Origin of the sequence: Streptococcus cuniculi, from assembly GCF_001921845.1 — a bacterium.
GTDB classification, from domain to species: Bacteria; Bacillota; Bacilli; order Lactobacillales; family Streptococcaceae; genus Streptococcus; species Streptococcus cuniculi.
Map to the genome: position 1 here is coordinate 24,889 of NZ_MSJM01000009.1, position 26,926 is coordinate 51,814.

Genomic DNA, 26,926 nt, shown 5'->3' on the forward strand with positions numbered 1-26,926 from the left:
TATCAACAGTCACTCCCCTGACTGTTGATATCCGCACAGTTGATTAGACAATCTTTGGAGCTTAAAAAGCGAACGAAGGTGTCAATCAACCACTGCGTCAATATTTTCACTAATATCTGATAAGAAAGGCTGGACTTGAGCCCAGTCTCTTATCCTTTACCTTTTTACATTTGATTGTGAAAGCTAATCAAATTTTAATTTTTATATAGTATGAAGAGAAAGGAGGAGAGCCATGTTTCGGAAAATACTCATAGCAAATCGTGGTGAAATTGCGGTGCGGATTATTCGAGCAGCGCGTGAATTGGGGATTGCAACGGTGGCCGTCTATTCAACGGCTGACAAGGAAGCTCTCCATACCATGCTGGCTGATGAAGCGATTTGCATTGGGCCAGCTCGTTCGCGGGATTCTTATTTGAACATGAATGCCATTATTTCAGCGGCCGTTGTAACGGGAGCAGAGGCGATTCACCCAGGCTTTGGCTTTTTAAGTGAAAATTCAACCTTTGCGACCCTCTGTGCAGAAGTGGGTATTCAATTTATCGGACCATCTGGCGATGTCATGGACATGATGGGGGATAAAATCAATGCTCGCGCCCAGATGATTGCGGCCAATGTACCCGTCATTCCAGGCTCGGACGGTGAAATCATGACAGCAGATGAGGCGCTTTCTGTGGCAGAAGCCATCGGCTATCCTGTCATGCTCAAGGCTTCAGCTGGTGGCGGCGGAAAAGGGATTCGCAAGGTCGAAAAAGCCGAAGATCTCGTATCCGCCTTTGAATCGGCATCAAGTGAAGCCAAGGCTGCTTTTGGAAATGGTGCTATGTATCTGGAGCGGGTCATCTATCCAGCCAGACACATTGAGGTGCAGATTTTGGCGGACCGATACGGCCATGTTGTGCATCTGGGGGAGCGGGATTGCTCGCTACAGCGCAACAACCAAAAGGTGCTAGAAGAAGCTCCGTCGATTGCTATTGGACAAACCCTGCGGGAGCAGATTGGACAAGCAGCGGTGCGCGCAGCAGCAGCGGTTGGTTATGAAAATGCAGGAACGATTGAATTTCTCTTAGACGAAGCAAGCGGTCAATTCTACTTCATGGAAATGAATACCCGCGTGCAGGTCGAGCATCCTGTGACCGAGTTTGTGACAGGGGTCGATATTGTCAAGGAGCAAATTCGGATTGCTGCAGGGCAGGAATTGAGCGTAAGGCAGGAAGATATCGAGATTCAAGGACATGCCATTGAATGCCGGATTAATGCTGAAAATCCAGCCTTTCACTTTGCACCGAGCTCAGGGAAGATTTCCAATCTCTACCTACCGAGCGGTGGTGTCGGGGTGCGTGTGGACTCGGCTGTTTATCCGGGCTACACCATTCCCCCTTACTACGACAGCATGATTGCCAAGGTCATTGTCCATGGTGCCAACCGTTTTGAGGCCCTGATGAAAATGCAGCGGGCCCTTTATGAGTTGGAAATTGACGGTCTTGTGACCAATACGGATTTTCAGTTGGACTTGATTGCAGATAAGCGAGTTGTAGCAGGGGATTATGATACGGCTTATCTGATGGAAGAGTTTTTGCCTCGCTATCAAGGAGGTTTGGAATAAACTCTAGCAGCCATCACTAGAAAAAGGAGGAGTTCATGGCTCTATTTGGAAAAAAGGATAAATATATTCGCATCAATCCCAATCGGTCGCTCTTGAACGAGACCGCTCAGAAAAAGCCAGAAGTACCCGATGCCCTATTTTCAAAATGTCCTGCCTGCAAGCGCCTGATTTATCAGAAGGAGCTGGGACAGGAAAAGATGTGCCAGCATTGTTCCTACACCTTTCGGATTAGTGCCTTTGAGCGCTTGGCCTTGACGGTCGATGAAGGCTCGTTTGAAGAATGGTTTACAGGAATAGAAACCAACAATCCTTTGGATTTTCCCGATTATCTGGAAAAATTAGCCGCAGTCCGCAAAAAGACTGGCCTAGATGAGGCTGTCATGACAGGAAGGGCACGGATTGTGGGACAGGAGGTAGCGCTTGGTATCATGGATGCTTCCTTTATCATGGCCAGTATGGGGACGGTTGTCGGTGAAAAGATTACCCGCCTGTTCGAGCTTGCGACAGAGCAGGGATTGCCAGTTGTCCTCTTTACCGCTTCTGGTGGTGCCCGTATGCAGGAGGGAATTATGAGCCTCATGCAGATGGCAAAAATCTCTGCCGCTGTCAAACGCCATTCCAATGCAGGTCTCTTTTACCTGACTGTGCTGACGGACCCTACAACAGGTGGCGTGACCGCCTCCTTTGCCATGGAGGGCGATATTATTTTGGCGGAACCGCAGGCCTTGGTGGGCTTTGCAGGTCGCCGTGTCATTGAAACCACCGTTCGGGAGCAGCTGCCAGATGACTTTCAAAAGGCGGAATTTCTGCAAGAACATGGTTTTGTAGATGCCATTGTCAAGCGTCAGGAATTGCGGGAGACCATTGGCTACCTAGTACGATTGCACGGAGGAAAGAAATGACGGAGATTGCAAAAATCATTCGACAGGCACGGGATCAGGCACGGTTGACCAGTCTGGACTACGCTCGTCTACTCTTAGATGATTTCATGGAATTGCATGGTGATCGTCAGTTTCGCGATGACGGTGCGGTGATTGGTGGTGTCGGATTCTTAGGTGGAAAGCCTCTTACGGTAGTGGGCATTCAAAAAGGCAAGAGCTTGCAGGACAATCTCAAGCGCAATTTTGGCCAGCCACATCCAGAAGGCTACCGCAAGGCACTCCGTTTGATGAAACAGGCGGAAAAATTTGGCAGGCCCATTCTCACCCTGATTAACACAGCAGGAGCCTATCCAGGAATCGGTGCAGAAGAGCGGGGACAGGGCGAAGCCATCGCTCGAAATCTGATGGAGATGAGTGACCTAAAGGTTCCGATTATCGCCCTTATTATCGGTGAGGGAGGTTCTGGCGGAGCGCTAGCCCTTGCAGTAGCGGATCAGGTCTGGATGTTAGAAAATGCCATCTATGCAGTGCTCAGTCCAGAAGGGTTTGCATCGATTTTATGGAAAGATGCTAGCCGGGCAATGGAGGCTGCAAGGCTGATGAAAATCACCTCCTATGAACTCTTAGAAATGGGAGTGGTCGATCGGGTGATGTCAGAGCAGGGAAGCCAGCAAGCACTGGTAGAGCGCCTAAAACAAGAGCTGATTGTGACCTTTCAGCACTTGAGCTCTCTTCCAGCAGAGCAACTCGTCGCTAAGCGTTACGAGCGCTTTCGGAAATACTAAAAGGAGTAAAGACAATCATGATTTCGAAAGAATCGATTGTCTTTGCTCCTCTTGTTTATTGTTTATTCTACATTCCAAGCAACACCCTCGTACTTCCAACCACGAGTCGAGAGGACATTTTTTTCATTGACATCTCGTGTATAGAGGTGCTTTTTAATACCTGCGTGATAGAGACGATAAACTGGGGTGTTGCCACTTGATTTATAGGCTTCCCCCTCTTGGTTCCAACCACGGGTCGCAAGAACCTTGTACTCATTTGTATCCATGGTGTAGAGATGAACTTTTAGGCCTGGGTGGTAGAGACGGTAGACAGGAGTACCTGAAGCGTTATTGCTGGTCCAGGCTTGTCCCTCTTGGTGCCAACCTCTTGTTCCAAGAACGCGATATTCATTTTCGTCCATGGTATAGAGATGTACTTTTAAATCTGGTTGGTAAAGGCGGTAGACGGGTGAGACATTATGATTTTTACCGACAACTTTTATAGTGTTCTGAACATTGTATTGGATATCAGTAGTCCCTATCGGTGATAATTTTCGCTTAAAACCAAATTTATCTAGTTCAGCTTCGAATTCTGGAGATTCATTATATTCACGACGACCATATACGGAAAGCCTTACTTCACCCTCTTTTAAGGCTTTCCATCTTCCTGTTTTGTCAATTGAAAGAATACTTGGGTCTGAAACTACATAATGAAAAGCATACTGAAAATCTTTTAATATGCTGGCTTGATTGGGACGGACCTGACCGGTTTCACCAATAACAATTTCTCCACTCGGAATAGTAGTTTCATCAAAATATTCCGGAAAAACATAATAATCATAGATGAGTTCTTCTGCTTTTACAGAAGAGATAGAAGAAATGACAAGAAGGCAAAGCATAAAGCCTGCGCATACTATATACTTCAACGGTTTAGTTAATTTCATTATTTTCTCCTTACTCCACATTCCAAGCGACACCCTCGTACTTCCAACCACGAGTCGAGAGGACATTTTTTTCATTGACATCTCGTGTGTAGAGGTGTTTTTTGATGCCTGCGTGGTAGAGACGATAAACCGGTGTACTGCCGCTTGATTTATAGGCTTCCCCCTCTTGGTTCCAACCACGGGTCGCAAGGACCTGGTACTCGTTTGTGTCCATAGTATAAAGATGAACTTTTAGGCCTGGGTGGTAGAGGCGGTAGACAGGAGTACCAGAAGCGTTGTTATTAGTCCAGGCTTGGCCTTCTTGGTCCCAGCCATGATTTCCAAGGATACGATACTCATTTTCGTCCATGGTATAGAGATGGACTTTTAAGTCTGGTTGGTAAAGGCGGTAGACGGGGCTACTTGCTGGAACGACTTCAATATCGTACTCCTTGGTCTCCTTGGTTCTTACTGTATCAGGTCTTGCTCCATTAGGAATAGGCATAGGCTCTAAATCGTGCTGTCTCATATAGTCTCTCATATAGTCAAAGAATCGATTCGAAGAATTATCAACACTAATCTCTAATCTTGTTTTACCAAGTCTCACTGCTTTCCAATGACCAGTATCATCTATTTCTAAGACATCACTAGAAGAATCTGGAGCAAAAGAATAAAAATAGGGATTCTGAAAATCTTTTAAGGGTCCATCCTGTAATGGAAGAACTTGCCCAGATTGCCCAAGGATGATCTTCCCTTGAGGTACCGTGGTTTCATCTAAATAAAATTCATCATCGTCAATGTAGGTTGTGGCTTCTGCGCTTTGAATAACCACAAAACACATACAGAGGACGGAAAACAGCGCGGTGATATAAATAGTAAGTTTTTTCATCTTCAAAAAACTCCTTTATTTTTAGTATATCAAATGTTCAAAAAGTAATCAAGTGATTACACGAGGATAAATCGCTTTTCGCCATTCACGAAAGATGCATCCGATTTTTTTCTGGTTGATGAGTAAAAACAAATGGCTAATCCCTTGCTGGTAGGTGTTTTAGTGGCTATACTGTTTGCACAAATCAAAATAGGTTGAGCAAGGCTCAACCTATTTTAAACGATTTAAATTGTCTTATTTGAGTGCAATCACCTCAACACCACCCATGTATGGACGAAGGACTTCTGGGATAGTGACAGAGCCGTCTTCGTTTTGATAGTTTTCGAGAATGGCAGCAACGGTACGTCCCACGGCAAGTCCTGAACCGTTTAAGGTATGCAGGAGTTTGACCTTACCGTCCGCCTCATCACGGTAGCGGATTTGAGCACGGCGGGCTTGGAAATCTTCAGTATTGGAACAGCTAGAGATTTCACGGTAGGTATTTTGCGCTGGAATCCAGACTTCCAAGTCGTAGGTTTTAGCCGCAGAGAAGCCCATATCGCCTGTACAAAGAGCAAGAACGCGGTATGGAAGTCCCAATTTTTGGAGAATATTTTCAGCGTTAGCCGTCATTTTCTCAAGCTCTTCGTAGGATTCTTCTGGTTTGGCAAATTTGACCATTTCAACCTTGTGGAATTGGTGCAAGCGAATCAAACCGCGGGTATCACGACCAGCAGAGCCAGCTTCTGAACGGAAAGACGGGCTCATGGCAGTGAAGTAAATTGGCAAGTCTTTGCCATCGACAATCTCATCACGGTAGTAGTTGGTCAATGGCACTTCAGCTGTCGGAATGAGGACAAAGTTGGTGCCATCTAGCTCAAAGGTGTCTTCCTTGAATTTTGGATATTGACCTGTACCAAACATAGAATCATGGTTGACCATGTAAGGGGGGATGACTTCTTGGTAGCCTTCTGCGATATGCTCATCGAGCATGAAGTTGTAGAGGGCACGTTCCAAGCGAGCACCGAGGTTCTTGTAGAAGAGGAAGCGAGCGCCAGTTACTTTGGCCCCGCGTTCCCAGTCTAGAATGCCGAGGTCCTCACCGAGGTCCCAGTGGGCTTTTGGTTCAAAGTCAAATGTACGCGGTGTACCCCAGCGGCGTACTTCTACGTTTTCTTCTTCGTCTGCCCCGACTGGTACGCTGTCATGTGGTGTATTTGGCAAGAGGACGAGAATGGCCTGTAATTCCTCATCAATGGCAAGGAGTTCCGCATCTAATCCTTTAATGGTGGCAGAGAGTGCTTGCATGGCCGCAATCTTATCGTCTGCATTTTCCTTGTTGCGTTTGGCTTGGGCGATTTCAGCAGAGACGGTGTTGCGTTCTGCCTTTAACTCTTCCACCTTGACCAAGACTTCGCGGCGTTTGGTGTCGAGGTCCTTGATGTGAGTAAGGGTTTCGGTGGCAACTCCGCGGGTTGCGAGTTTTGCAGCCACTCCGTCAAAATCTGCGCGAATGCGTTTCATGTCTAACATGGTTTTCCTCCTATAAAAAACGCACCCATGGAAGCGTTGGAGTGACAAGAGCCACGGTTCCATCCAACTTCACATGAGTGCACTTATTTCAGTATCAAAATGGGTTACACGGTAGAATTTCATACCATTTGTTTATCTGCTCACAGCGACCGCAGACTTCCTGAAAAACGCCTGATATTACTTATCCGTTGCACCTATTATACTGGATTTTTTAGCGTTTGGCAAATAGATTTTTAAAAAATTGCCCGATGGTTTGCAAAAGTGTCGGTAATTTCACGACTTTTTCATTGCCGAGATGTGCCCTAGCTTCTTTTAAAATCTTGCCTGAATCCTTGGAAGCAAAGAGGAATTTTCCACTGTCTGTAAAAACTTGGAAATGCCGGCTCACTGTCTTACCAGAGACGTTGGCGCCAATCTGTTGGACATTTTCCCAGGGGATTTGGATGTAGTCTTCGACATTGGCATCGGCATAAAATTCTAAGGCCTTGTCGCCGATGAGGAATTTTCCGACCTTGCCTCCCACTCCTAGGTAGGAAACCCCGGTGGTTTGTAAGTCAACGACTTTATTTTGTGATTGTACCATAATTTTTCCTTATGAGTGATATTTTTCTTATTATACCATATTTGCTCTGATGAAGTAGAGGGTGAGACAGTCTTGTATGGTTTTTCATCAGATTATCTAAAAAAGAAGGCCGAAACCTTCTTTTATGATACTCTATAAAAATCAAAGTTCTGACCAGCTTTCACAATTGAGAATTGTGAAAGGTTGGAGATAAGGCTAGCCTTGCTAGCTTCCTCTAAACCGCAGACATAACTTAGGTTATTTCCAAACCCCAACAGTCTCCCAGACCGTTGGAGTAAGGTGAGTTAACGACGTCAGAATTTGATTTTTGACGAGATTACATGATACCTGCTACACGAGCAAGAATACCAACGATAAAGAGTCCAATGATGATGGTGATTGGAGAAACTTTTTTCTTCAACAACCACATACATAGGAAGGTAAGGAGCAAGTTCATAAATCCTGGAATCAAACCGTTCAAGTTATCTTGGAAGGTTGTGATTTTCGTAGGAGTTTGTGAAAGTCCTTGACCGACTTGTTCAAAGGCTTGACGAATTCCTTCGCTGCCAGCTGGTAATTGATCCCAGTGGATATAGGCTTTGTCTGCAAGTGGTACTTCTGATACATTGAAAGTAAAGTTGATGGATACCCAACGTTGTGCAAGGACTGCAAGGATGAACATACCAAGGATAGACGCCCCTTTTGTGATGTCTTGGAGGATACCACCTGACATGTCTTTGGTGATTTCAGAACCAGCCTTGTAGCCGATTTCTTGTGTGTACCACAAGAAGGACATACGGATAAGGTTCCATGCAACAAAGAAGATGATTGGTCCGATTACATTTCCTGAAAGGGCAAGAGAAGCTCCGAGGGAACCGAGGATTGGACGAACGGTAAACCAGAAGACTGGGTCACCGATACCTGCAAGAGGTCCCATCATACCGATTTTCACCCCTTGGATAGCCGCATCATCGATTTCAGCACCGTTTGCACGTTCTTCTTCAAGGGCAAGGGTTACTCCAAGGATAGGAGCTGCCACGTATGGGTGAGTATTGAAGAATTCCATGTGGCGTTTGAGGGCTGCCGCTTGGTCTTCTTTATTTGTGTAGAGTTTCTTAAGAGCTGGTACTAAAGAGTAAGCCCAACCCAAGTTTTGCATACGCTCGTAGTTCCAAGAAGCCTGAAGGAATTGTGAACGCCACCATACTTTTTTACGGTCGTTTACTGAAAGTTGTAATTTTTCTGACATTGTAAATCTCCCTTCTTAGTAGTCTTCTAAGATATCGCCGATTGGGTCGTTAGAGGTAGCACCTCCGCCGCCATTTCCACCTGTTTTTGAAAGGTGAAGGTAGATAAGAGCGATTGCAACACCAAGGGCACCAAAACCAATCAAGGTGATTTGAGTGACAGCTGCAAGTACGAAACCAATCGCAAAGAATGGCCATACTTCGCGCGTTGCCATCATGTTGATAACCATGGCAAAACCAACGGCTACCACCATACCACCACCGACTTGCATACCACCTTTAAGCCATTCAGGCATGAGGTTCAGCATAGCTTGTACAGATTCAGCAGGAATCGCAAGCAGAAGGGCCGCAGGGACAGCGATACGAAGTCCTTGAAGAGAAAGAGCGACTAAGTGGTAACGCTCAAGCGCAGCAAAGTTTCCTTTTTCAGCAGCGGCATCAGCCCCGTGTACAAGAGCGACAGAAGCTGTACGAACGAGCATAGTAAGGAAAAGTCCAGCGATCGCAAGAGGAATCGCAATCCCTTGAGCGACACTGATGGCACCTTGAGAGAAGTCGCCACCTTTTACGAGGATAATCGCCGCAGCAACAGATGCAAGCGCAGCGTCTGGAGCAACAGCAGCCCCGATGTTTGCCCAACCAAGAGCAACTAGTTGAAGGGCACCACCGAGAGCAACACCTGCTGCAAGGTTACCTGTTACAAGACCGATAAGGGTACAAGCAACGATTGGTTGGTGAAATTGGAATTGGTCGAGGATTCCTTCCATACCAGCAAGGAATGCGACTACAACGACCAAAATCATTGAAAGTAATGACATGATAGATCCTTTCTTTTCATAAATGTAGATAGAATGAGGGTGAAACGCTTGTTTCTTCCTCTTTGTGCGTAGAGATGATGTTTCAATCAGATAAAAGGCTCAAGTGTGATAGGCAACAGCTCAAGTCCTTCACCTGATACATCATCAATCACTGATTTTTGAAGAGTATTAGTGAGGCACGTTTGCTTTGTTGATTAAGTCAAACAAGTCTTTCTTCGAATCGTTTGGTACTTTCCGTACGTCAAATTCAACACCAAGGTCACGCAATTTTTCAAAGGTCGCGACATCTTCTTTGTCCATAGAAAGCACATTGTTGACCATGGTTTTACCAGTTGAGTGAGCCATTGATCCGACATTCAAGGTCTTGATTGGCACACCGCCTTCAATGGCGCGAAGGGCATCTTGAGGCGTTTCAAACAAGATAAGGGCATGTGTATTTCCAAAGCGAGGATCTTTTGCAACGTCAATCAATTTCTGGATTGGTACGACATTTGCTTTCACGTTTCCTGGCGCAGCTTGTTTAATCAATTCTTTCCGAAGTGTGTCAGCAGCTACTGAGTCAGAAGCAACGATGATACGGTCTGCTTTTGAATCTGGTGTCCAAGCAGTTGCTACTTGACCGTGCAAGAGACGTGTGTCGATACGAGCAAGGTTGATTTTTAATTTCCCATCTCCGATAACTGTTCCCTCAGGGATAGCAGCTTGAGCCACTTCAGTTTTAGCAGCAACAGCTGTTTCTTCTACAGGGTTTAGTTCCTCTGGAAGGGCTTTGATTCCGTCTTTTGATTCTTTGATGATGTTTGCAGCAACAGCAGCAACGCCTGCATTTGCGTCCATCATGCGTTCTGTGTAGGCTTGAATTAACATTGGCAAATTCAAACCAGTGATGATAGCGAACTTACGGTCTGGGTTTTCTCCCATGACACGGCTTGCTTGGTTGAATGGTGACCCACTCCACAAGTCGGCTAGGACCAAGACCTCGTCATCCGCATCAAAAGTAGCCACGGCATTGTTGAATTTTGCGTATAAATCATCTGGCCCCTCATTTGGCATAAAAGTGACAACTTGTACTTTTTCTTGTTCGCCAAAGATCATTGAGCCAGATTGATGAATACCAGCGGCAAATTCACCATGGCTTGCAATAATGATTCCGATACTCATTATGTTTCCTCCTAAAAATTTTGTTAGCCAGTAAAAGGACATTTCATCTCCCCAGTGCCTGCCTATCTAAGACCCTGTATTTCCTAGTGTCTTTCATCTGACTAAAGTTCTCCATGTTGCTGTCAATTGAGACGACATTTTTGAACTGTCTTATTATAAAACGGTTTCAAAGATTCTGTCAAGTAGATATGTGCTATTTGCGAGTAAATTTTGTAGAAAATTTCTGAAATCGGTCTATACATTTACAGAATTGTTTGCAAAGAACAATTGACAGATAAAGGATTTTTATACCCCAAAACACCAGAAAAAAGATGACAGAAAAATGTGCCATCTGATTTTGGTTTAGAACGTAGATAAACCCGATTTTCTATTTAAACAAGTTCAAAAGCCCTGCTAACTCAACATTCGATTTTTCGATTTTCGCGAGCGAAGCGAGCCTCATCAGATACTTTTCGCTGTGGTAAAAGGAGGGAGAGGGGCAAAAATCGTGATTTCGCAGAAATCGATTATCCTCGCTCCTTTGTTTCTGGGCTCGGGCTAAAATAATCCACTGGATTATTTTACTCCGCAGGAAGTCGCTACCGTCCGCGCCACCTAAGAAAAGTATCAAAAAAGAACTTTTTCTTCAATCTGATTAACTCCTCAGAGAGGAGCTGACAGGCTTAGTCTAAAAATAGGGCTTGCAGTTCTCTTGCGACACCGTCTTCATCATTGGTGTAGCTTGTCAAGCAGTCCGCATAGGGGAGGAGGGTGTCGCTGGCATTTTTCATGGCGTAGCCTGTTCCTGCTAGGGACAACATTTGAACATCGTTGTGTTCGTCACCAAAGGCAATCAAGTCCTTGGCGTCCATCCGGTAGTGGTCGAGCAGATAGGTGAGGGCAGAGGCTTTTGTCACCCCTTTGGCACAGGTTTCAAGGATATTGAGAGGGCCACCCCAAGTGTTGATTTCCAGTTCATCATTGAAATAGCGATTGATGTCATCGGCCAGAGCGTACTTGTCTGCGGCGCGGGTCTGCATCAAAATCGAGTGGGGGTCTGATGTAATCCGCTCAGGCTTTATCAAGGTATCGGGAGTGATTTGCTCGACACCTAGGAGAGCGGGACTAAAGTTGTCCAAGTAATTTTGGGTGATGAAAAACTTATTTTTGTATTCTCCAGCAATAAAGTCAGCTTGGAATTGTTCTTCTTCTTTTAGAAAATCAATCAGGTAGCGCTTGTCAATGAGGATATTTTGCTCCCATTCCCATTGTTGGTCTGGAATGTGGATGAGAGAGCCATTGAAGTTGATCATCGGCGTTGTGAGTCCTAGTTCTTTATAATAATGGCGCGCCATGCGATAGGGACGACCCGTCGCAACAATCACGGTGTGACCAGCTTCTTGGACCTTGCGAATGGTCTCAATCGTAAAGGCGCTCAATTGGCTATTCTTGTTTAATAATGTGCCATCTAAGTCAAGGGCAATCATTTTTTTCTTCATACAGGTAACTCCTTTCTGAGAGCTATAGTGGATTGAGAAAGGAATAGGACTAGGCAAGGAGCTGCAGATAGAATGGCGTTCATCAAAGCGACTGAACGATGTCCTAACCTTTATTCAATTCACTATAATATGTCTCAGTATAGCAAAATAAGGCCTATCTGGCAAAACATAGTCAATGGTTTCGTTTTTGTGCTATGTAGCTTGAAAATTGTAAAATCCGAACATTATTCGGTTGACAAAGTCGTTTTTGGACAAAAGAAAACATTTTCACGAATATTTCGCTTGAAAAGTGAATGTTTTTAGTTTATAATGTATTTATCGTTCGTAAATAAAGGAGAAAATTGAAAAATGGACAAGTTTTTTGGTCTGAAAGAACATGGAACGACAGTTTCGACAGAAATCATGGCAGGTTTGACGACATTCTTTGCCATGTCGTATATTTTATTTGTAAACCCAAGCGTATTGAGTGTGGCTGGTATGCCTTCGCAGGCGGTATTCTTAGCAACGATTATTGCCAGTACCGTGTCAACGCTCATCATGGGACTCTTTGCTAATGTTCCCTATGCCTTGGCACCAGGAATGGGCTTGAATGCTTTCTTTACCTATACAGTCGTTATCGGACTTGGATTTACGTGGCAGGAAGCCTTGGCAATGGTTTTCCTTTGCGGTTTGTTTAATATTTTTATTACCGTTACAAAGGTGCGCAAGAGTATCATCAAGGCGATTCCGGTTAGCTTGCAGCACGCCATCGGTGGTGGTATCGGGGTCTTTGTGGCCTATCTTGGTTTTAAAAATTCAAACTTGATTACCTTCTTGACATCTGGTTCGGACATTATCACGGTCAATGGTGTGGCTCCTGCGGATGCGACAGCAGATACCTTCTCAAATGGGGTCTTTTCAGTCCTAGCAGGTGGTGGGGTTGTTCCAGCTATTTCAACCTTTACAGACCCAAGTGTTCTCTTGACCGTCTTCGGCTTGATTTTGACAGCTATCTTAGTTATTAAAAATGTACGCGGTGGTATCTTGATTGGGATTGTAGCAACAACCCTTGCAGGAATTCCAGCGGGTGTAGTAGACATTTCTTCTATTAACTTTGCCGAAAATCATATCGGAAGTGCTTTTGCAGAATTAGGGACCACCTTCCTTGCAGCCTTTGGTGGTATGTCATCACTCTTTAGCAGTACCGAACGTCTGCCGTTGGTGCTCATGACAATCTTTGCTTTCAGCTTGTCGGATACCTTTGATACACTTGGAACCTTTATCGGTACAGGTCGTAAGACAGGTATCTTCTCAGCAGAAGATGAAGCGGCCCTTGAAAACGGCAAAGGCTTTAATTCAAAAATGGACAAGGCTCTCTTTGCTGATGCTATTGGAACCTCTATCGGTGCGATTTTTGGAACTTCCAATACAACGACTTATGTTGAGTCTGCTGCAGGGATTTCAGCAGGCGGACGGACTGGCTTGACCGCCGTGACAACAGCTGTCTTGTTCCTCTTGTCTATCCTCATCTTGCCATTTGTCGGTATTGTACCTGCAGCGGCAACTGCTCCAGCCCTTATCATCGTTGGGGTCATGATGGTATCCTCTTTCCTTGATGTGGATTGGAGTAACTTTGAAGATGCGCTTCCAGCTTTCTTTGCAGCCTTCTTCATGGCACTATGTTTCTCTATCTCATACGGAATTGCAGCAGCCTTTATCTTCTATTGCTTGGTCAAAGTCTCAACAGGCAAGGCAAAAGATATTCACCCAATCCTTTGGGGAGCAACAGCCTTGTTCATTCTGAACTTTATCATCTTGGCAATTCTTTAATAATTAGCTACTTTCTAAAACAGACGGGGTGGGTCAAAAAATCCAATCCCGTCTTTTTATGTAGATTTTAATGGTTCGTATAGATAAAAATAGTTTTAGAATGAAGCTCATCTTTTCGAGGTTTGTAAGAGCTGGAACAACATGAGTCCGAGCACGATGTTTTCGCCGTAGTGGAATTCTTGAGGTTGGGACAAAAGTCTCATATCTCCTTACGTTTTATAGTTTTAACAGTTTGACGCAGTAGTTGTCCGGTTTGTCGCATGTTGACACCCGAGCCTAGAAACTAGAGAGCGAGGACTACAAAATCAATTTCTGTCCCACTCCCAAAAATGAGTATTGCTTCAACAGTCTGTGGGATTGTCGAAGGTTAGAAATAAGGATGAAATAATCTTTTAGAACGTAGACAATTCCAAAATCTATTTAAACAAGTGAAAAAGCTCTGCTAACTTAAGATTCGATTTGCTGATTTTCGCGAGCGGAGCGAGCCTCCTCCAATCCTTTTCGCTGTGGTAAACGTAGCGTCATGACTGGTCATGACGCTACTCGGAAATGTTGAGACATTGGGCTCAACATTTAGGTATGGAATTCCGTAGGAAGTCGCTACCGTCCGCACCACCTAAGAAAAGGATTGCAAAAGAACTTTTTCTTCAATCCTCAACTGGTGAAGAGGTTGCTTGCGTCTATGCCAATGAAGAAAATATCAAAAAAGTTTATTTGTTTGGTATGTTATACTCATAAGCAAATGACAAAACAAGCTCTCTATGCTATAATAGAGGGCATGTATAGTCATAATGAAGAAGAATTGATTGCGCTAGGGCAGGCGATTGGCTGTAAGCTACGAGCAGGCGATGTGCTGGTTCTGACTGGTGATTTGGGTGCAGGGAAAACCACCCTGACCAAGGGAATTGCCCAAGGTCTTGAGATTAAGCAGATGATTAAAAGTCCGACCTACACCATTGTCCGTGAGTATGAGGGGCGCTTGCCTCTCTATCATTTAGATGTCTATCGTATCGGAGATGATCCAGACTCGATTGACTTGGATGACTTTCTCTATGGCGATGGTGTGACGGTCATTGAATGGGGAGAGCTTCTGGATGCTTCACTCTTGGATGATTTTCTACGAATTATCATTGAAAAGGTTGAAGATGGTCGTAAGCTAACCCTTGAGCCACAAGGAAAACGTAGTCAGGCCCTGGTAGAGGAGATTGGTCATGGCGCAGGTTGAAAAAGAGATTTTCTTTGAAGAAGCAGAAGGCTCTCATGCAGCTGCTTTCATTGAGTTTATGAATCAGGTAGCAAAAGAGACCGACTTTCTCGTCATGGATGAAACGGGTTTTCAGTTTACAGCGGAACAACTAGCCTCTATTTTTGAACAGAGTCTTGCTAGTCCAAGTCAACTTCATCTCCTTGCCTTATGTGGTGATGAGGTAGTTGGAGCTGTCACCGTTCGTGCCTCTAAGCAGTACCGCATCAGCCATATTGGCAATATCTTTATCGCGGTGCGAAAAGACTATTGGGGCCACGGCATCGGACGGATTTTATTAGAAGAAGTGATTGAGTGGGCAAGGGAAACCGGCTTAATGAAGCGGCTGGAGTTGACCGTTCAGGTACGCAATGATCGTGCGGTTGCCTTGTATCAGAAAATGGGTTTTGAAATAGAAGGCACTCAAAAATGGGGTGCAAGAACAGATGAAGGAGAATGGCTTGACCTGTATTACATGGGCAGGCTGATAGATGATAAATGAGTATTGGTAAGAAGATTTTTCTCATGCTTTTAGCCATTGTTGGCTTAACAGTTGGAGCTGGAGTGCTATACGCCACAACGGTGTTGAACTATTCGACGGATAGTTTTTCGAAGACCTTCAAATCGATTGAGGGACAAGAAGAGGATCATGTGATTGAAGCGACAGAACCTCTGACAGTCCTTTTGATGGGGGTTGATATGGACCAGGCCAGCCGAGGCGGAAATTGGGAAGAGGGACGGAGCGACTCCATGATTTTGGTGACGGTCAATCCCAAGACCCAAAAAACGACCATGGTCAGTTTAACGCGTGATATTATGGTCGAAATTGCAAATGCAGATGGAACGTCCAGCGGTACGGTTGAAAAGCTCAACCACTCCTACAGTTATGGTCAGGCTCCGATGGCGATTGCAACGGTTGAAAAGATGCTCGACATCAATATCAATCGCTATGTCGAAATCAACATGGACGGGTTGATTGAATTGGTTGATGCGATTGGTGGGATTACTGTGAATAATACCCTCGGTTTTCCGATTTCTATCAGCGAATATGAGCCAGCCTATACAGCAGTTGTTGAGCCAGGAGAGCAGCGTGTCAATGGAAATCAGGCCTTGGTCTATTCTCGGATGCGCTACGATGATCCAGAAGGGGATATTGGCCGTCAAAGGCGTCAGCGTGAAGTCATTCAAGCCATGGTTAAAAAACTACTTCAGCTGGATGGAATTACGCAGTATAAACCGATTTTAGATGCCATTTCAAACAATATGCGCACGAATGTCTCGATTACTCCAGCCTCTTTTCCAGCTCTTCTAGGCTATAAAGATTCCTTGAAGACTATTGAAACCCACCAATTAGTAGGGGAGGGTCAGATGGTGGATGGACTGTATTACCAGATTCCGACTAGTGAAGAATTGCTTGAAATCCAAAACATCATCAAAACTTCCCTCGGTTTACCAACCTCGACAGAGTTGAGAACCAATGTGAGAGTATCTAGTGGTGCTACACCGATTTCGGTGATTAACGCCTATACAGAACTACCGGGCATTACTAGCTCACTAGGGGAAGCAGATTCGACTGCTGGAGCTGGATTTGACGCTCCGCAATAAAAACCAAGCCCGTGGGGCTTGGTTTTTAGTTTTCTTGATATTTAGCCTGTATCTTTTGAATCTCGCTCAGATTTCCAGCGATGTTTTGCTGATACACCCGCAGTTTGTACTGAACGTCCTCGGCCATTTCTTGGAGTGGCGCTTGGTAGCTTTGGAGCACGGCAAGCTGGTCTTGGATATTCTGATAGCTATCCTGCATGCGGTGGATGATGTCCATGGTTTCAGTGGTTTCTGTCACGATTTTGTCGCGGTTTTTAACGGCTAGATAGGCGATTGTGGCAGCTGTTCCAGCTGCGATGAGGTGTGATAGTTTCATTTTGTCTCCATCCGTAATTGGTCTGCAAGTTGCGCCAAGACTGGGAAATCAGGCTCGTTGGCATCAAAGGAAATGTGTAGTCCGTCTTTGTCGTCAAAGCGGGGTAAGAGGTGGACATGGGTGTGAAAAACGGTCTGTCCCGCGCTTGCTTCCATGTTGCTGATCAGATTGACTCCGCTTGCTCCGAGCTGCTCTTTTAAGTGCTGGGCGATGACGGGGATTTTGGCAAATAGCGCTGCGCTTGCTACTTCATCCATTTCAAGCAGATTCCGGAAATGTTTTTTTGGAACGACTAGGGTATGCCCCTTTGTGACCTGGGTAATGTCTAAAAAGGCAAGGACATCTTCATCTTCGTAGACGATAGATGAGGGAATATCTCCAGCAACGATGCTACAAAAAATACAATCTGACATAAAGCAAACCTCTTTTTTAAAATTCTGTTATAATAAGTATATCAAATTGTAGGGAAAAATGTATGTTAGAAGTAAAAAATGTCACAGGTGGTTACGTCCATATCCCTGTTTTGAAAGATGTTTCCTTTCAAGTAGCAGACGGTGAGTTGGTCGGCTTGATTGGATTAAATGGTGCAGGAAAATCAACAACGATTAAAGAAATCATTGGCTTGTTGTCGCCCTATCAGGGACAGATTTTAATTGACGGAGAAAGTTTGCAGACCAATCCGCAGGGTTATCGCAAAAAAATCGGCTTTATTCCTGAAACGCCGAGCCTCTATGAAGAATTGACCTTAAAAGAGCATTTAGAAGTGGTGGCCATGGCCTATGACTTGGACTGGGAACAGGCTTTTGTACGGGCAGAAAAGTTGCTCAAGATTTTCCGTTTGGAGGAGAAATTGGAATGGTTTCCCGTGCATTTTTCAAAAGGGATGAAACAGAAAGTCATGATTATTTGTGCCTTTATGGTCAATCCGAGTTTGCTGATTGTCGATGAGCCCTTTTTGGGGCTAGATCCAGTAGCAATCGATGATTTGATTCGCTTGTTGGAAGAAGAAAAAGAAAAGGGGACATCAATCTTGATGTCGACCCATGTTCTGGACTCGGCTGAAAAAATGTGTGACCGCTTTGTCATCTTACATCAAGGTCAAGTACGGGCTGAGGGCAACTTAGCAGAATTGCAGGCAGCGTTTGGTCGTAAACAGGCTAGCTTGAACGACCTCTACCTTGCTCTGACCAAAGAAGGAGTAGAGGGATGACAGGACTGTTTCAGGAGCGTAGGCTAGCCTTTACCCAGCGCTGTCTCAAGTATCTCCGCTATGTGTTAAATGACCATTTTGTCCTTGTTTTAATGGTTTTGCTCGGTTTTTTAGCCCTACAATATCGCCAACTCTTGGAGCATTTTCCAGCAAATCCTTGGATTGTCTACCTATTATTAGCAGTTGTAACGGTCTTGCTCTTGTTTGCTGGACGGATCGCCACGTATCTGGAATCAGCAGATCGCGTCTTTCTCCTACCGAAGGAGGATGAGGTCCTTGGCTGGATTCAGGCAGCTCGCCTGCGTGCGATGTTGCTCTGGGGAATCGTGCAGCTGGTGGTTCAAGTTTTGTTGTTCCCCCTCTATCTGAAACTGGGATGGTCGCTTCTCATCTTTGCTTTGTATCTGCTCATCTTATCGGTGATGAAATATGTTTGGCTCGTCTTGCAAACGCGGTTTGTATCGCAGTCGGGACAGTTGGATTGGGACAGGGCGGTGCAGTATGAAACCAAGCGCCAGCAAGGAATCTTGCGGTTTTACTCGCTCTTTACCCATGTCAAGGGCATCAGCAGTGATGTCAAGCGCCGCAAGTATCTGGATGTTGTGTTGACCTTTGTCAAAAAAAGGCAGGGCAGGACTTGGGACTATTTATTTATCCGCAGTTTTCTCCGTTCGGGGGATAGTTTTGGCCTCAGTCTTCGCTTACTGGCTTTGAGTATGGCAAGTCTTCTCCTGATTGCGGAATCCTGGCTTGGAGCAGGCCTAGCAGTCTTGTTTGACTACCTCTTGCTCTTTCAGTTACTGCCCCTCTACCATGCCTATGATTACCAGTACCTGACCCGTCTGTACCCTCTAAGCCCGCAGGATAAAGTAGTCAGTTTTAAGCGCGTAGTACAAATCATCATCTATTTGGTTCTTACTTCCCAATTGCTGGTGGGCTTGCTGGCTTTACAAGATAAGGCATACCTTGCCGTACTAGCAGGAGCGGGGATCTTTTTGGCTCATCTCTATCTCGGCCTGAAATCAAAAAAATTGATTGACTAATGAGATGAAAACTAGTAAAATAGTAAAGAATTTTTCAAAGGAGAACTGGCATGCAATTTGATACAAGCGGACTTCGTCTGCAATCGATCGCAGGAAATAGTGGAAAAGCATTTAAGGGCATGCGAACAGATGGAACGCCCGTTTTTGTCAAGTATGAAATGCCTCCGATTGTTTCGGCTTTGGCGCATGAACAGATTACTCCCCCTGTCCTTTCTGCCAATCGAGAGTTGGGAGTTGGCCAGCGTGTGGAGCAGGAATGGCTGAATGGTCATACTCTGACCCGCTCCGAGATGGGAGGCAAGCAGGTGCAGCAGATTTTGGTGCGGATGCACTATTCGAAAATGTTGCTCAATCAAGCCTTGCAGTTAAATTATACCTATCAAGAGCCCCAAGATTTGGTTCGCAAATGGCAGCAAGAAGCCCCAGCTCGCCTTGCTAAAAACAGCTATCTTCAGTCGGTTTGTAGTGACTTGTTGAATCATCTGCCAACTTTCCGTAAGGATGTGGCGACCTTTGTCCACGGGGATTTACACCATACGAACTGGGTTGAGACAACTAGTGGTCTGATTTATCTGACGGACTGGGAGACAGCTTGTGTAACAGATCGGATGCTTGATGTGGCTTATCTCTTGACCCACTACATTCCAAGACAATCTTGGGAAGAATGGCTCAAGAGCTATGGCTACAAATACAACCAAACCGTCTTAAATAAAATTTACTGGTATGGTCAGCTCGGCTATCTCAACCAAATTGCAAAGCATGTCGAAAGCTATGACATGGAAGCAGCGAATAAAGAAATTTACGCCTTGCGGTATTTCCGTAAGAGCTATTACAAGGAAGTATGAGAGTAAGAAATCGTAAAGGAGCTAGTGATATGCTAGCAGCATATCCTCAATATGTCATCTTGACTCCAGAGGAGTGTAAAGGAAAATGGGCTAATATTTTTGGAAATGATAATCCCATTCACATCGAAGTGGGTTCTGGCAAGGGACGCTTCATTACAGGAATGGCGGCTCAAAATCCTGACATCAACTACATCGGGATTGACATCCAGATGACAGTGCTAAGCTATGCCTTGGATCGTGTGGTCGAGGCAGGTTTGCCCAATATTAAGTTGTTACAGGTGGACGGCTCTAGCTTGACCAACTACTTTGCACCAGCAGAAATTGATCGTCTTTATCTGAATTTCTCGGATCCATGGCCTAAAAAACGGCATGAAAAACGCCGCTTGACCTACAAGAGCTTTTTGGATACCTACAAGGAAATCTTGCCAGAAAAGGGAGAAATTCATTTCAAGACCGACAATCGCGGGCTATTTGAATACAGCCTCGTCAGTTTTTCACAGTATGGCATGACCCTAAACGGTGTCTGGCTAGACCTACATGCCAGCGACATGGAAGGCAATGTCATGACTGAATATGAAGAAAAATTCTCCAACAAAGGTCAAGTCATTTATCGTGTGGAGGCACAGTTTTAAAAACATTCGAGACATCGAATGTTTTTTTCTATCAAAAAAACTCCTCGGATCGCCATTTATCAAGGAAAAGAGGCATATTCCTTTACAAAGCCTTGAAAGTGTGTTATACTAATTGAAAATAGAGAAAAGGAGGGTTGGTCTTGTACCAGCCCTTTGATGTGTATCTAGAAGGAGGTTTTCCGATGGCAACGATTGTAGATATTGTCACGCAGGCGATTGCTCCGCACATTACAGCTCCCTATGAGCTGGTGGATGTGGAGTATGGCAAGATGGGTGGCGATGATGTCCTATCTATTTTTGTAGATAAGGAGGGAGGGATTACCCTCAATGATACGGCCGAGTTGTCCGAAGTGATTAGTCCACTGTTGGATCAGATTCAGCCGGATCCCTTTCCAGACCAATACATGCTGGAAGTGACCAGTCCTGGTCTTGAGCGACCATTAAAAAATGCTGAAGCAGTTGCGAAAGCCGTTGGTCAGTATATCCATGTCAAACTCTACCAAGCAATTGATAAACATAAGATTTTTGAAGGAACGCTCCTATCCTTTGAAAATCAAGAATTGCTGATGGAATACATGGATAAAACAAGAAAAAAACAAGTTACCATTCCCTATCAGACAGTCGCTAAAGCACGTCTGGCTGTCAAAATTTAACAGAAAGGACCTTTTGAGAAAAAGGAAAACAAGATGAGTAAAGAAATGCTAGAAGCCTTCCGTATTTTAGAGGAAGACAAGGGGATTAAAAAAGAAGACATCATTGAGGCGGTCATGGAGTCACTCCGCTCAGCCTACAAACGCCGCTACGGTCAATCCGAATCTGCTGCGATTGAGTTCGATGAGAAAAAAGGAGATTTTCGCGTTTATACTGTCCGCGAGGTCGTAGATGAAGTCTTTGATAGTCGTCTTGAAATTAGCTTGAAAGATGCCTTGGCGATTTCTTCAGCCTACGAACTAGGAGATAAGATTAAGTTTGAAGAATCACCAGCAGAATTTGGTCGTGTAGCAGCTCAATCTGCTAAACAGACCATTATGGAAAAGATGCGCAAGCAGACCCGCGCCATTACCTACAATACTTATAAAGCACACGAAAAAGAAATCATGTCTGGAACGGTTGAACGCTTTGACAATCGCTTCATCTATGTCAACTTGGGCAATATCGAAGCACAGTTATCCAAACAAGACCAGATTCCTGGCGAGGTTTTCCAATCCCATGACCGCATCGAAGTCTACGTTTACAAGGTAGAAGACAATGCGCGTGGTGTCAACGTCTTTGTCAGCCGTAGTCACCCAGAGATGATCAAGCGTTTGATGGAGCAAGAAATTCCAGAAGTCTATGATGGAACGGTGGAAATCATGAGCGTTGCCCGTGAAGCAGGTGACCGAACCAAGGTTGCCGTGCGTAGCCACAATCCAAACGTGGATGCAATCGGAACAATCGTTGGACGTGGTGGTTCAAACATCAAGAAGATTACAGGCAAGTTCCATCCAGCACGCTACGATGCTAAGCTGGACCGCATGATTCCAATCGAAGAAAATATCGATGTCATCGAGTGGGTACCAGATGAAGCAGAATTCATCTACAATGCCATCGCCCCAGCCGAAGTGGATCAAGTAATCTTTGACACGGAAGATGGTAAGCATGCGACTGTTGTCGTGCCAGATGATAAGCTCTCTCTTGCCATTGGTCGCCGTGGACAAAACGTGCGTTTGGCAGCTCATTTAACTGGCTTCCGTATTGACATCAAATCTGCATCAGAATACGAAGCAATCGAAGCTGCACTTTATGGTGAAGCAGAGGCTGTAGACGCTGTCGAAACAGAAGAAACAGGCGAATAAGCCTGTTTGGAGGTGCGTATGGCAAAGGCTAGAAAAATCCCCTTACGAAAATCCGTTGTTTCGGGAGAGATTATTGACAAGCGTGATTTATTGCGTATTGTGAAAAACAAGGAAGGCCAAGTCTTCATTGACCCAACTGGGAAAGCAAATGGTCGTGGAGCCTATATCAAGCTGGACAACACAGAAGCAGCTCAGGCCAAGAAAAAGCGTGTCTTTGACCGTGCCTTTAGCATGGAAGTAGCCGCAGAATTCTATGACGAATTGATTGCCTATGTGGATCACAAGGTCAAAAGGAGAGAACTGGGTCTTGAATAACCAGCAAAGAATATTAAATTTACTTGGCTTGGCTCAACGTGCTGGTCGCCTAATTTCAGGAGAAGAATTAGTCGTTGAGAGCATTCAAAAGCAAAAGGCGAAACTTGTCTTTTTAGCACAGGATGCAGGTCCCAACCTAAGTAAGAAAATCACAGATAAAAGTCATACCTATCAGGTAGAGGTCGTTACCGCGTTTTCAACGCTGGAATTAAGCTCGGCAGTCGGCAAGCCACGTAAGGTGCTGGCTGTGACAGATGCTGGATTTACTAAGAAAATGAGGTCTATTATGGAATAGAACAGGAGGACAAGATATTGTCTAAGAAGAGATTGTACGAGATTGCCAAGGAATTGGGCAAGGAAAGCAAGGAAGTTGTCGCCAAGGCGAAAGAATTAGGAATTGAGGTCAAAAGCCACTCTTCAAGTGTGGAAGCAGAGATTGCGCAGCGGATTGTTGACGGATTTTCTGCGGCGAAAAAAACGGTTGAGAAAGTGGTGGAAAAGGTTGAAAAAGCACCAAGTAAGCCCGAACAACCTGAGCCAAAAAGTGTAGAAGAAAAACCTGCAACTCCTGCTCCTCAAGCTGCGGTGAATCGTCCAAAAAGTCGTAATTTTAAGGCGGAGCGTGAAGCGCGTGCCAAGGAGCAAGCGGCGAAGCGTCATCAAGGAAGAGGTCAAGGACGTCCGCAGGACAACCGTTCAAATGGCCAGCAAAAACCGCGTCGTGACCACAGTGACCAAGACCGTAGAGGAAATCGCAATCAAGGATTTGATAAGCGCTCCGCTCAAGGAGGTCAGCGTCCAAATCGTGGTGACCAACGTCCAAGAATGGAAGAAAGCCGTACTAAAATTGATTTCAAGGCCCGTGCAGCTGCTCTAAAAGCAGAGCAAATGCAAGAATATGCACGTACAAGTGAAGAACGCTTCCGCCAAGCTCAAGAGGCGAAGAAGCAACCGCAAAAGCCAAAAGAAATCAAATTTGAAGAGCCTGTAGTAGAAACAAAGCCGAAGGTTGTACCAGCGGCAGTTGAAGCAACACCTGCTACAGATAAGCGTCGGAAAAAACAAGCTCGACCAGATAAGCGCCGTGATGATTTTGATCACGAAGAAGATGGTCCAAGAAAACAACAAAAGAATCGAAATAGTCAAAATCAAGTGAGAAATCAAAGAAATAGTAACTGGAATCCAAACAAGAAAAAGAAAAACGGCAAGCAGCAACCAGCAGCCAAGCCTGTCACAGAACGCAAGTTCCACGAATTGCCGACAGAGTTTGAATATACAGCAGGTATGACGGTCGCTGAAATCGCAAAACGCATCAAGCGCGAACCAGCTGAAATCGTGAAAAAACTCTTTATGATGGGTGTGATGGCGACACAAAACCAATCCCTCGATGGCGATACGATTGAATTGCTCATGGTGGATTATGGCATTGAAGCCAAGGAAAAAGTGGAAGTCGATAATGCCGATATCGAGCGTTTCTTCGTAGAAGAAGGCTACCTCAACCCAGAAGAAATGGTAGAACGTCCACCAGTTGTCACCATCATGGGACACGTTGACCACGGGAAAACCACTCTGTTGGATACCCTTCGCAATTCACGTGTTGCAACAGGTGAAGCAGGAGGAATCACGCAGCATATCGGTGCCTACCAAATCGAAGAAAATGGTAAGAAAATTACCTTCCTTGACACACCAGGACACGCGGCCTTTACCAGCATGCGTGCGCGTGGAGCCTCTGTGACGGACTTGACTATCTTGGTCGTTGCCGCAGATGACGGTGTAATGCCGCAGACCATTGAGGCAATCAACCACTCAAAAGCTGCCAATGTTCCAATCATCGTAGCCATTAACAAGATTGATAAGCCAGGTGCAAATCCAGAGCGTGTCATCGGTGAATTGGCAGAGCATGGGGTCATCTCAACTGCTTGGGGTGGAGACTGCGAATTTGTTGAGATTTCAGCCAAATTCAATCAAAACATTGATGAATTGTTGGAAACCGTTCTCCTCGTTGCGGAAATCCAAGAGTTGAAAGCTGACCCAACGGTTCGTGCGATTGGTACAGTTATCGAGGCGCATTTGGATAAAGGAAAAGGTGCGGTTGCGACCCTTCTTGTCCAACAAGGTACCTTGAACGTCCAAGATCCAATCGTTGTCGGAAATACCTTCGGACGTGTCCGTGCCATGACCAATGACCTCGGTCGCCGTGTCAAAGTAGCTGGACCATCTACACCAGTTTCCATTACTGGTCTGAACGAAGCACCGATGGCGGGTGATCATTTTGCGGTCTATGAAGATGAAAAATCAGCGCGTGCAGCAGGTGAAGAACGTGCCAAACGTGCCCTCTTGAAACAACGTCAAGTTACCCAACGTGTCAGCCTTGAGAACCTCTTTGATACCCTTAAAGCTGGTGAAGTTAAGTCTGTTAATGTCATCATCAAGGCCGATGTACAAGGTTCGGTTGAGGCGCTTGCTTCCTCTCTTCAAAAGATTGAAGTAGAAGGTGTTCGTGTCAATATCGTCCATTCAGCGGTCGGTGCCATCAACGAATCTGACGTAACCTTGGCAGAAGCATCAAATGCCTTCATCATCGGATTTAGCGTCCGTCCGACACCGCAAGCACGCCAACAAGCAGAAGCTGACGATGTCGAAATCCGTCTCCACAGCATTATCTACAAGGTGATTGAGGAAATGGAAGATGCCATGAAGGGAATGCTAGATCCTGAATACCAAGAAAAAATCATTGGTGAAGCCCTCATCCGTGAAACCTTTAAAGTTTCTAAGGTGGGAACAATCGGTGGATTTATGGTCATCAACGGAAAAGTTACCCGCGACTCAAGCGTTCGCGTTATCCGTGACGGTGTTGTCGTCTTTGACGGACAACTTGCTAGCTTGAAACACTTCAAAGATGATGTCAAAGAAATCACCAACGGCCGCGAAGGCGGACTCATGATTGACAACTACAACGACCTCAAAGTCGACGACGTCATCGAAGCCTACATCATGGAAGAGATTAAAAAATAAGATACAAAGCCCGTAAAGTGCCAAGCAAAATTAGGAGTTCTAACGACGGAGCGCCTGCTCCTAGGCTGAACTCTCTATTTTGCACAGCACTTAGGGCGTGTTCAGTTAGCTAAGTAGTGAGAGCGTAAAAAAAGTCCTAATGAAAATAGGAGATTTGTGAAGCGTTCGTTGAACGCAAACGAATCTATCCCTAAAGGGAGCCAAACCTGTAGTCTGCTAAAGCAGTCACAGTATTGTCTCTTTTTCATAGAGACTTTTAGCTCGAACACAATTCCGCTTCACACAGCACTTAGGGCGTGTTCAGGGCTAAGTAACGGAGGCGTCGAAAACGAAAGAAAAATAGGAGATGGACCGCAGAGTCTTTAGACTCAAGAGACATTTGTCTTTTTTCCGAAGTTTTCAGCCGTAGTACAATTCGGCTAAGTAGTGAGAGCGTAAAAAAGTCCTAATGATACCCCTAGGGCATCCGTATCCGTAGAATAAGCCTAGCATATAACGGTTACGGCAAATAGGGCTTTATGAAGCGTTCGATGAACGCAAGTAAATCGGCTCTCATCTGTCACTAGCTAATTTTGCTACATTTTTTAGGCCATACTAGCGCTAAATAAAAAATACCCCGTCACCTCAATCCATTAGATGATAATTTGTAGCGTTTTGTGCTGATTTTCAATCAGGAAAATCCTTTACATTAGGAGGGAAGAACATGGCGAACCATTTTCGTACAGACCGTGTGGGCATGGAAATCAAGCGTGAAGTCAATGAGATTTTGCAAAAGAAAGTCCGTGATCCACGGGTTCAAGGCGTAACTATTACAGATGTTCAAATGTTGGGCGATTTATCAGTAGCAAAAGTCTACTACTCTATCATGAGTGACTTGGCTTCTGACAACCAAAAGGCTCAGACAGGACTTGAAAAGGCCAAAGGGACCATCAAACGGGAACTTGGCCGCAAGCTCACCCTGTATAAAATCCCAGACTTGGTCTTTGAAAAAGACCAATCGATTGAATACGGGAACAAGATTGATCAAATGTTACGCGCATTGGAAAATAAAGAGTAAAAAAACAGCCCAGTGGGCTGTTTTTTCACGAGCTTAAAAATAGGGCACTTTGTCAATTGTAGTGGGTGACATATAACTAAACACGAGAGGAGACGAACTTGGTCTTCTCTTTTTTGATGTTCAAAGCGAGGAAAATGCGTTTTTTAAAGTTGTCAAAGTTCCT

Annotated in this window: 26 protein-coding genes and 2 pseudogenes; 18 read left to right on the top strand and 10 right to left on the bottom strand. The window is 45.1% G+C overall.

The genetic code is table 11. The features are described 5' to 3' along the window. Window positions 1-232: 232 nt before the first annotated feature. Genes accC through BU202_RS09260 form a run of 3 tightly spaced genes read left to right on the top strand, consistent with a single transcriptional unit; the run spans window position 233 to window position 3,269 of the window. Window positions 233-1,603, top strand: coding sequence for an acetyl-CoA carboxylase biotin carboxylase subunit (gene accC, locus BU202_RS09250; protein ID WP_075105498.1), 1,371 nt, complete (start codon window positions 233-235; stop codon window positions 1,601-1,603). A gap of 35 nt (window positions 1,604-1,638) precedes the next feature. Next, entirely contained in the window at window positions 1,639-2,505 is an 867-nt protein-coding gene (accD, locus tag BU202_RS09255; RefSeq protein ID WP_075105499.1) for an acetyl-CoA carboxylase, carboxyltransferase subunit beta, read from the top strand. Then, window positions 2,502-3,269, top strand: a complete 768-nt coding sequence (locus BU202_RS09260; RefSeq protein WP_075105500.1) for an acetyl-CoA carboxylase carboxyl transferase subunit alpha — start codon at window positions 2,502-2,504, stop codon at window positions 3,267-3,269. The genes accD and BU202_RS09260 overlap by 4 nt, the downstream gene beginning before the upstream one ends. Window positions 3,270-3,331: 62 nt before the next feature. Here BU202_RS09260 and BU202_RS09265 read toward each other — a convergent pair whose 3' ends face one another. From BU202_RS09265 to BU202_RS09305, 8 genes are all read right to left on the bottom strand, one after another. After that, window positions 3,332-4,192, bottom strand: a complete 861-nt coding sequence (locus BU202_RS09265; protein WP_089503463.1) for a hypothetical protein — start codon at window positions 4,190-4,192, stop codon at window positions 3,332-3,334. Between the two features lie 10 nt (window positions 4,193-4,202). Then, window positions 4,203-5,060, bottom strand: coding sequence for a hypothetical protein (locus BU202_RS09270; RefSeq protein WP_075105501.1), 858 nt, complete (start codon window positions 5,058-5,060; stop codon window positions 4,203-4,205). A 234-nt stretch (window positions 5,061-5,294) separates the two neighbouring features. Then, window positions 5,295-6,572, bottom strand: coding sequence for a serine--tRNA ligase (gene serS / locus BU202_RS09275; protein ID WP_075105502.1), 1,278 nt, complete (start codon window positions 6,570-6,572; stop codon window positions 5,295-5,297). Window positions 6,573-6,783: 211 nt separating this feature from the next. Then, entirely contained in the window at window positions 6,784-7,155 is a 372-nt protein-coding gene (locus BU202_RS09280; RefSeq protein WP_075105503.1) for a DUF956 family protein, read from the bottom strand. Between the two features lie 316 nt (window positions 7,156-7,471). Continuing rightward, window positions 7,472-8,383 (bottom strand): PTS system mannose/fructose/sorbose family transporter subunit IID, encoded by a 912-nt coding sequence (locus BU202_RS09285; protein ID WP_075105504.1) that lies wholly within the window; start codon window positions 8,381-8,383, stop codon window positions 7,472-7,474. A 15-nt stretch (window positions 8,384-8,398) separates the two neighbouring features. Then, window positions 8,399-9,199 (bottom strand): PTS mannose/fructose/sorbose transporter subunit IIC, encoded by an 801-nt coding sequence (locus BU202_RS09290; protein WP_075105505.1) that lies wholly within the window; start codon window positions 9,197-9,199, stop codon window positions 8,399-8,401. 168 nt (window positions 9,200-9,367) lie between these two features. Further along, window positions 9,368-10,360, bottom strand: coding sequence for a PTS sugar transporter subunit IIB (locus BU202_RS09295; RefSeq protein ID WP_075105506.1), 993 nt, complete (start codon window positions 10,358-10,360; stop codon window positions 9,368-9,370). Window positions 10,361-11,022: 662 nt separating this feature from the next. Beyond that, window positions 11,023-11,838: a Cof-type HAD-IIB family hydrolase gene (locus BU202_RS09305; protein WP_075105508.1), complete on the bottom strand. Its 816-nt coding sequence runs from the start codon at window positions 11,836-11,838 to the stop codon at window positions 11,023-11,025. A gap of 348 nt (window positions 11,839-12,186) precedes the next feature. On the opposite strand from BU202_RS09305, the gene BU202_RS09315 reads away from it, so the two are divergent. From BU202_RS09315 to BU202_RS09330, 4 genes are all read left to right on the top strand, one after another. Further along, a complete protein-coding gene (locus BU202_RS09315) occupies window positions 12,187-13,647 on the top strand; it encodes an NCS2 family permease (protein WP_075105510.1) in 1,461 nt (486 codons plus the stop codon). Between the two features lie 778 nt (window positions 13,648-14,425). Continuing rightward, complete coding sequence (gene tsaE, locus BU202_RS09320) at window positions 14,426-14,872, top strand: tRNA (adenosine(37)-N6)-threonylcarbamoyltransferase complex ATPase subunit type 1 TsaE (protein ID WP_075105511.1); 447 nt, start codon at window positions 14,426-14,428, stop codon at window positions 14,870-14,872. Then, window positions 14,859-15,392 carry a GNAT family N-acetyltransferase gene (locus BU202_RS09325; RefSeq protein WP_075105512.1) on the top strand — a complete coding sequence of 178 codons (534 nt, stop codon included), beginning with the start codon at window positions 14,859-14,861 and terminating at the stop codon, window positions 15,390-15,392. Before tsaE ends, BU202_RS09325 begins: the two co-directional genes overlap by 14 nt. Beyond that, entirely contained in the window at window positions 15,389-16,495 is a 1,107-nt protein-coding gene (locus tag BU202_RS09330; RefSeq protein ID WP_075105513.1) for an LCP family glycopolymer transferase, read from the top strand. Before BU202_RS09325 ends, BU202_RS09330 begins: the two co-directional genes overlap by 4 nt. Window positions 16,496-16,520: 25 nt before the next feature. On the opposite strand, the gene BU202_RS09335 is transcribed toward BU202_RS09330, so the two are convergent. Both BU202_RS09335 and BU202_RS09340 read right to left on the bottom strand, forming a co-directional pair. Then, on the bottom strand, window positions 16,521-16,811 hold the full coding sequence (locus BU202_RS09335; RefSeq protein ID WP_075105514.1) for a chemotaxis protein: 291 nt from the start codon (window positions 16,809-16,811) through the stop codon (window positions 16,521-16,523). After that, the gene (locus BU202_RS09340; protein ID WP_075105515.1) at window positions 16,808-17,224 is read right to left on the bottom strand and encodes an HIT family protein; all 417 of its coding nucleotides are present in this window, start codon (window positions 17,222-17,224) and stop codon (window positions 16,808-16,810) included. The genes BU202_RS09335 and BU202_RS09340 overlap by 4 nt, the downstream gene beginning before the upstream one ends. Before the next feature lie 62 nt (window positions 17,225-17,286). Between BU202_RS09340 and BU202_RS09345 the strand changes: the two genes are divergently transcribed. The 11 genes and pseudogenes from BU202_RS09345 (at window position 17,287) to rbfA (ending at window position 26,763) form a co-directional block, all read left to right on the top strand. Next, entirely contained in the window at window positions 17,287-18,021 is a 735-nt protein-coding gene (locus BU202_RS09345) for an ABC transporter ATP-binding protein (RefSeq protein ID WP_075105516.1), read from the top strand. Continuing rightward, window positions 18,018-19,064: an ABC transporter permease gene (locus tag BU202_RS09350; protein WP_075105517.1), complete on the top strand. Its 1,047-nt coding sequence runs from the start codon at window positions 18,018-18,020 to the stop codon at window positions 19,062-19,064. The genes BU202_RS09345 and BU202_RS09350 overlap by 4 nt, the downstream gene beginning before the upstream one ends. 50 nt (window positions 19,065-19,114) lie before the next feature. Continuing rightward, a complete protein-coding gene (ccrZ, locus tag BU202_RS09355; RefSeq protein ID WP_075105518.1) occupies window positions 19,115-19,909 on the top strand; it encodes a cell cycle regulator CcrZ in 795 nt (264 codons plus the stop codon). Further along, window positions 19,906-20,541, top strand: coding sequence for a tRNA (guanosine(46)-N7)-methyltransferase TrmB (gene trmB, locus BU202_RS09360; RefSeq protein ID WP_075105519.1), 636 nt, complete (start codon window positions 19,906-19,908; stop codon window positions 20,539-20,541). The genes ccrZ and trmB overlap by 4 nt, the downstream gene beginning before the upstream one ends. A gap of 182 nt (window positions 20,542-20,723) precedes the next feature. Continuing rightward, the gene (gene rimP / locus BU202_RS09365) at window positions 20,724-21,194 is read left to right on the top strand and encodes a ribosome maturation factor RimP (protein ID WP_075105526.1); all 471 of its coding nucleotides are present in this window, start codon (window positions 20,724-20,726) and stop codon (window positions 21,192-21,194) included. Window positions 21,195-21,227: 33 nt separating this feature from the next. Further along, a complete protein-coding gene (nusA, locus tag BU202_RS09370; RefSeq protein ID WP_075105520.1) occupies window positions 21,228-22,376 on the top strand; it encodes a transcription termination factor NusA in 1,149 nt (382 codons plus the stop codon). An 18-nt stretch (window positions 22,377-22,394) separates the two neighbouring features. Further along, the gene (gene rnpM, locus BU202_RS09375) at window positions 22,395-22,691 is read left to right on the top strand and encodes an RNase P modulator RnpM (RefSeq protein WP_075105521.1); all 297 of its coding nucleotides are present in this window, start codon (window positions 22,395-22,397) and stop codon (window positions 22,689-22,691) included. Then, window positions 22,648-22,986: a YlxQ-related RNA-binding protein gene (locus BU202_RS09380; protein ID WP_075105522.1), complete on the top strand. Its 339-nt coding sequence runs from the start codon at window positions 22,648-22,650 to the stop codon at window positions 22,984-22,986. Before rnpM ends, BU202_RS09380 begins: the two co-directional genes overlap by 44 nt. 17 nt (window positions 22,987-23,003) lie before the next feature. Further along, window positions 23,004-23,349 (top strand): annotated as a pseudogene (locus BU202_RS10795) (translation initiation factor IF-2 N-terminal domain-containing protein); the annotation flags it as partial. A gap of 188 nt (window positions 23,350-23,537) precedes the next feature. Next, window positions 23,538-25,706 (top strand): annotated as a pseudogene (gene infB, locus BU202_RS09385) (translation initiation factor IF-2); the annotation flags it as partial. A gap of 703 nt (window positions 25,707-26,409) precedes the next feature. After that, entirely contained in the window at window positions 26,410-26,763 is a 354-nt protein-coding gene (gene rbfA, locus BU202_RS09390) for a 30S ribosome-binding factor RbfA (RefSeq protein ID WP_075105524.1), read from the top strand. Window positions 26,764-26,926 lie beyond the last annotated feature (163 nt).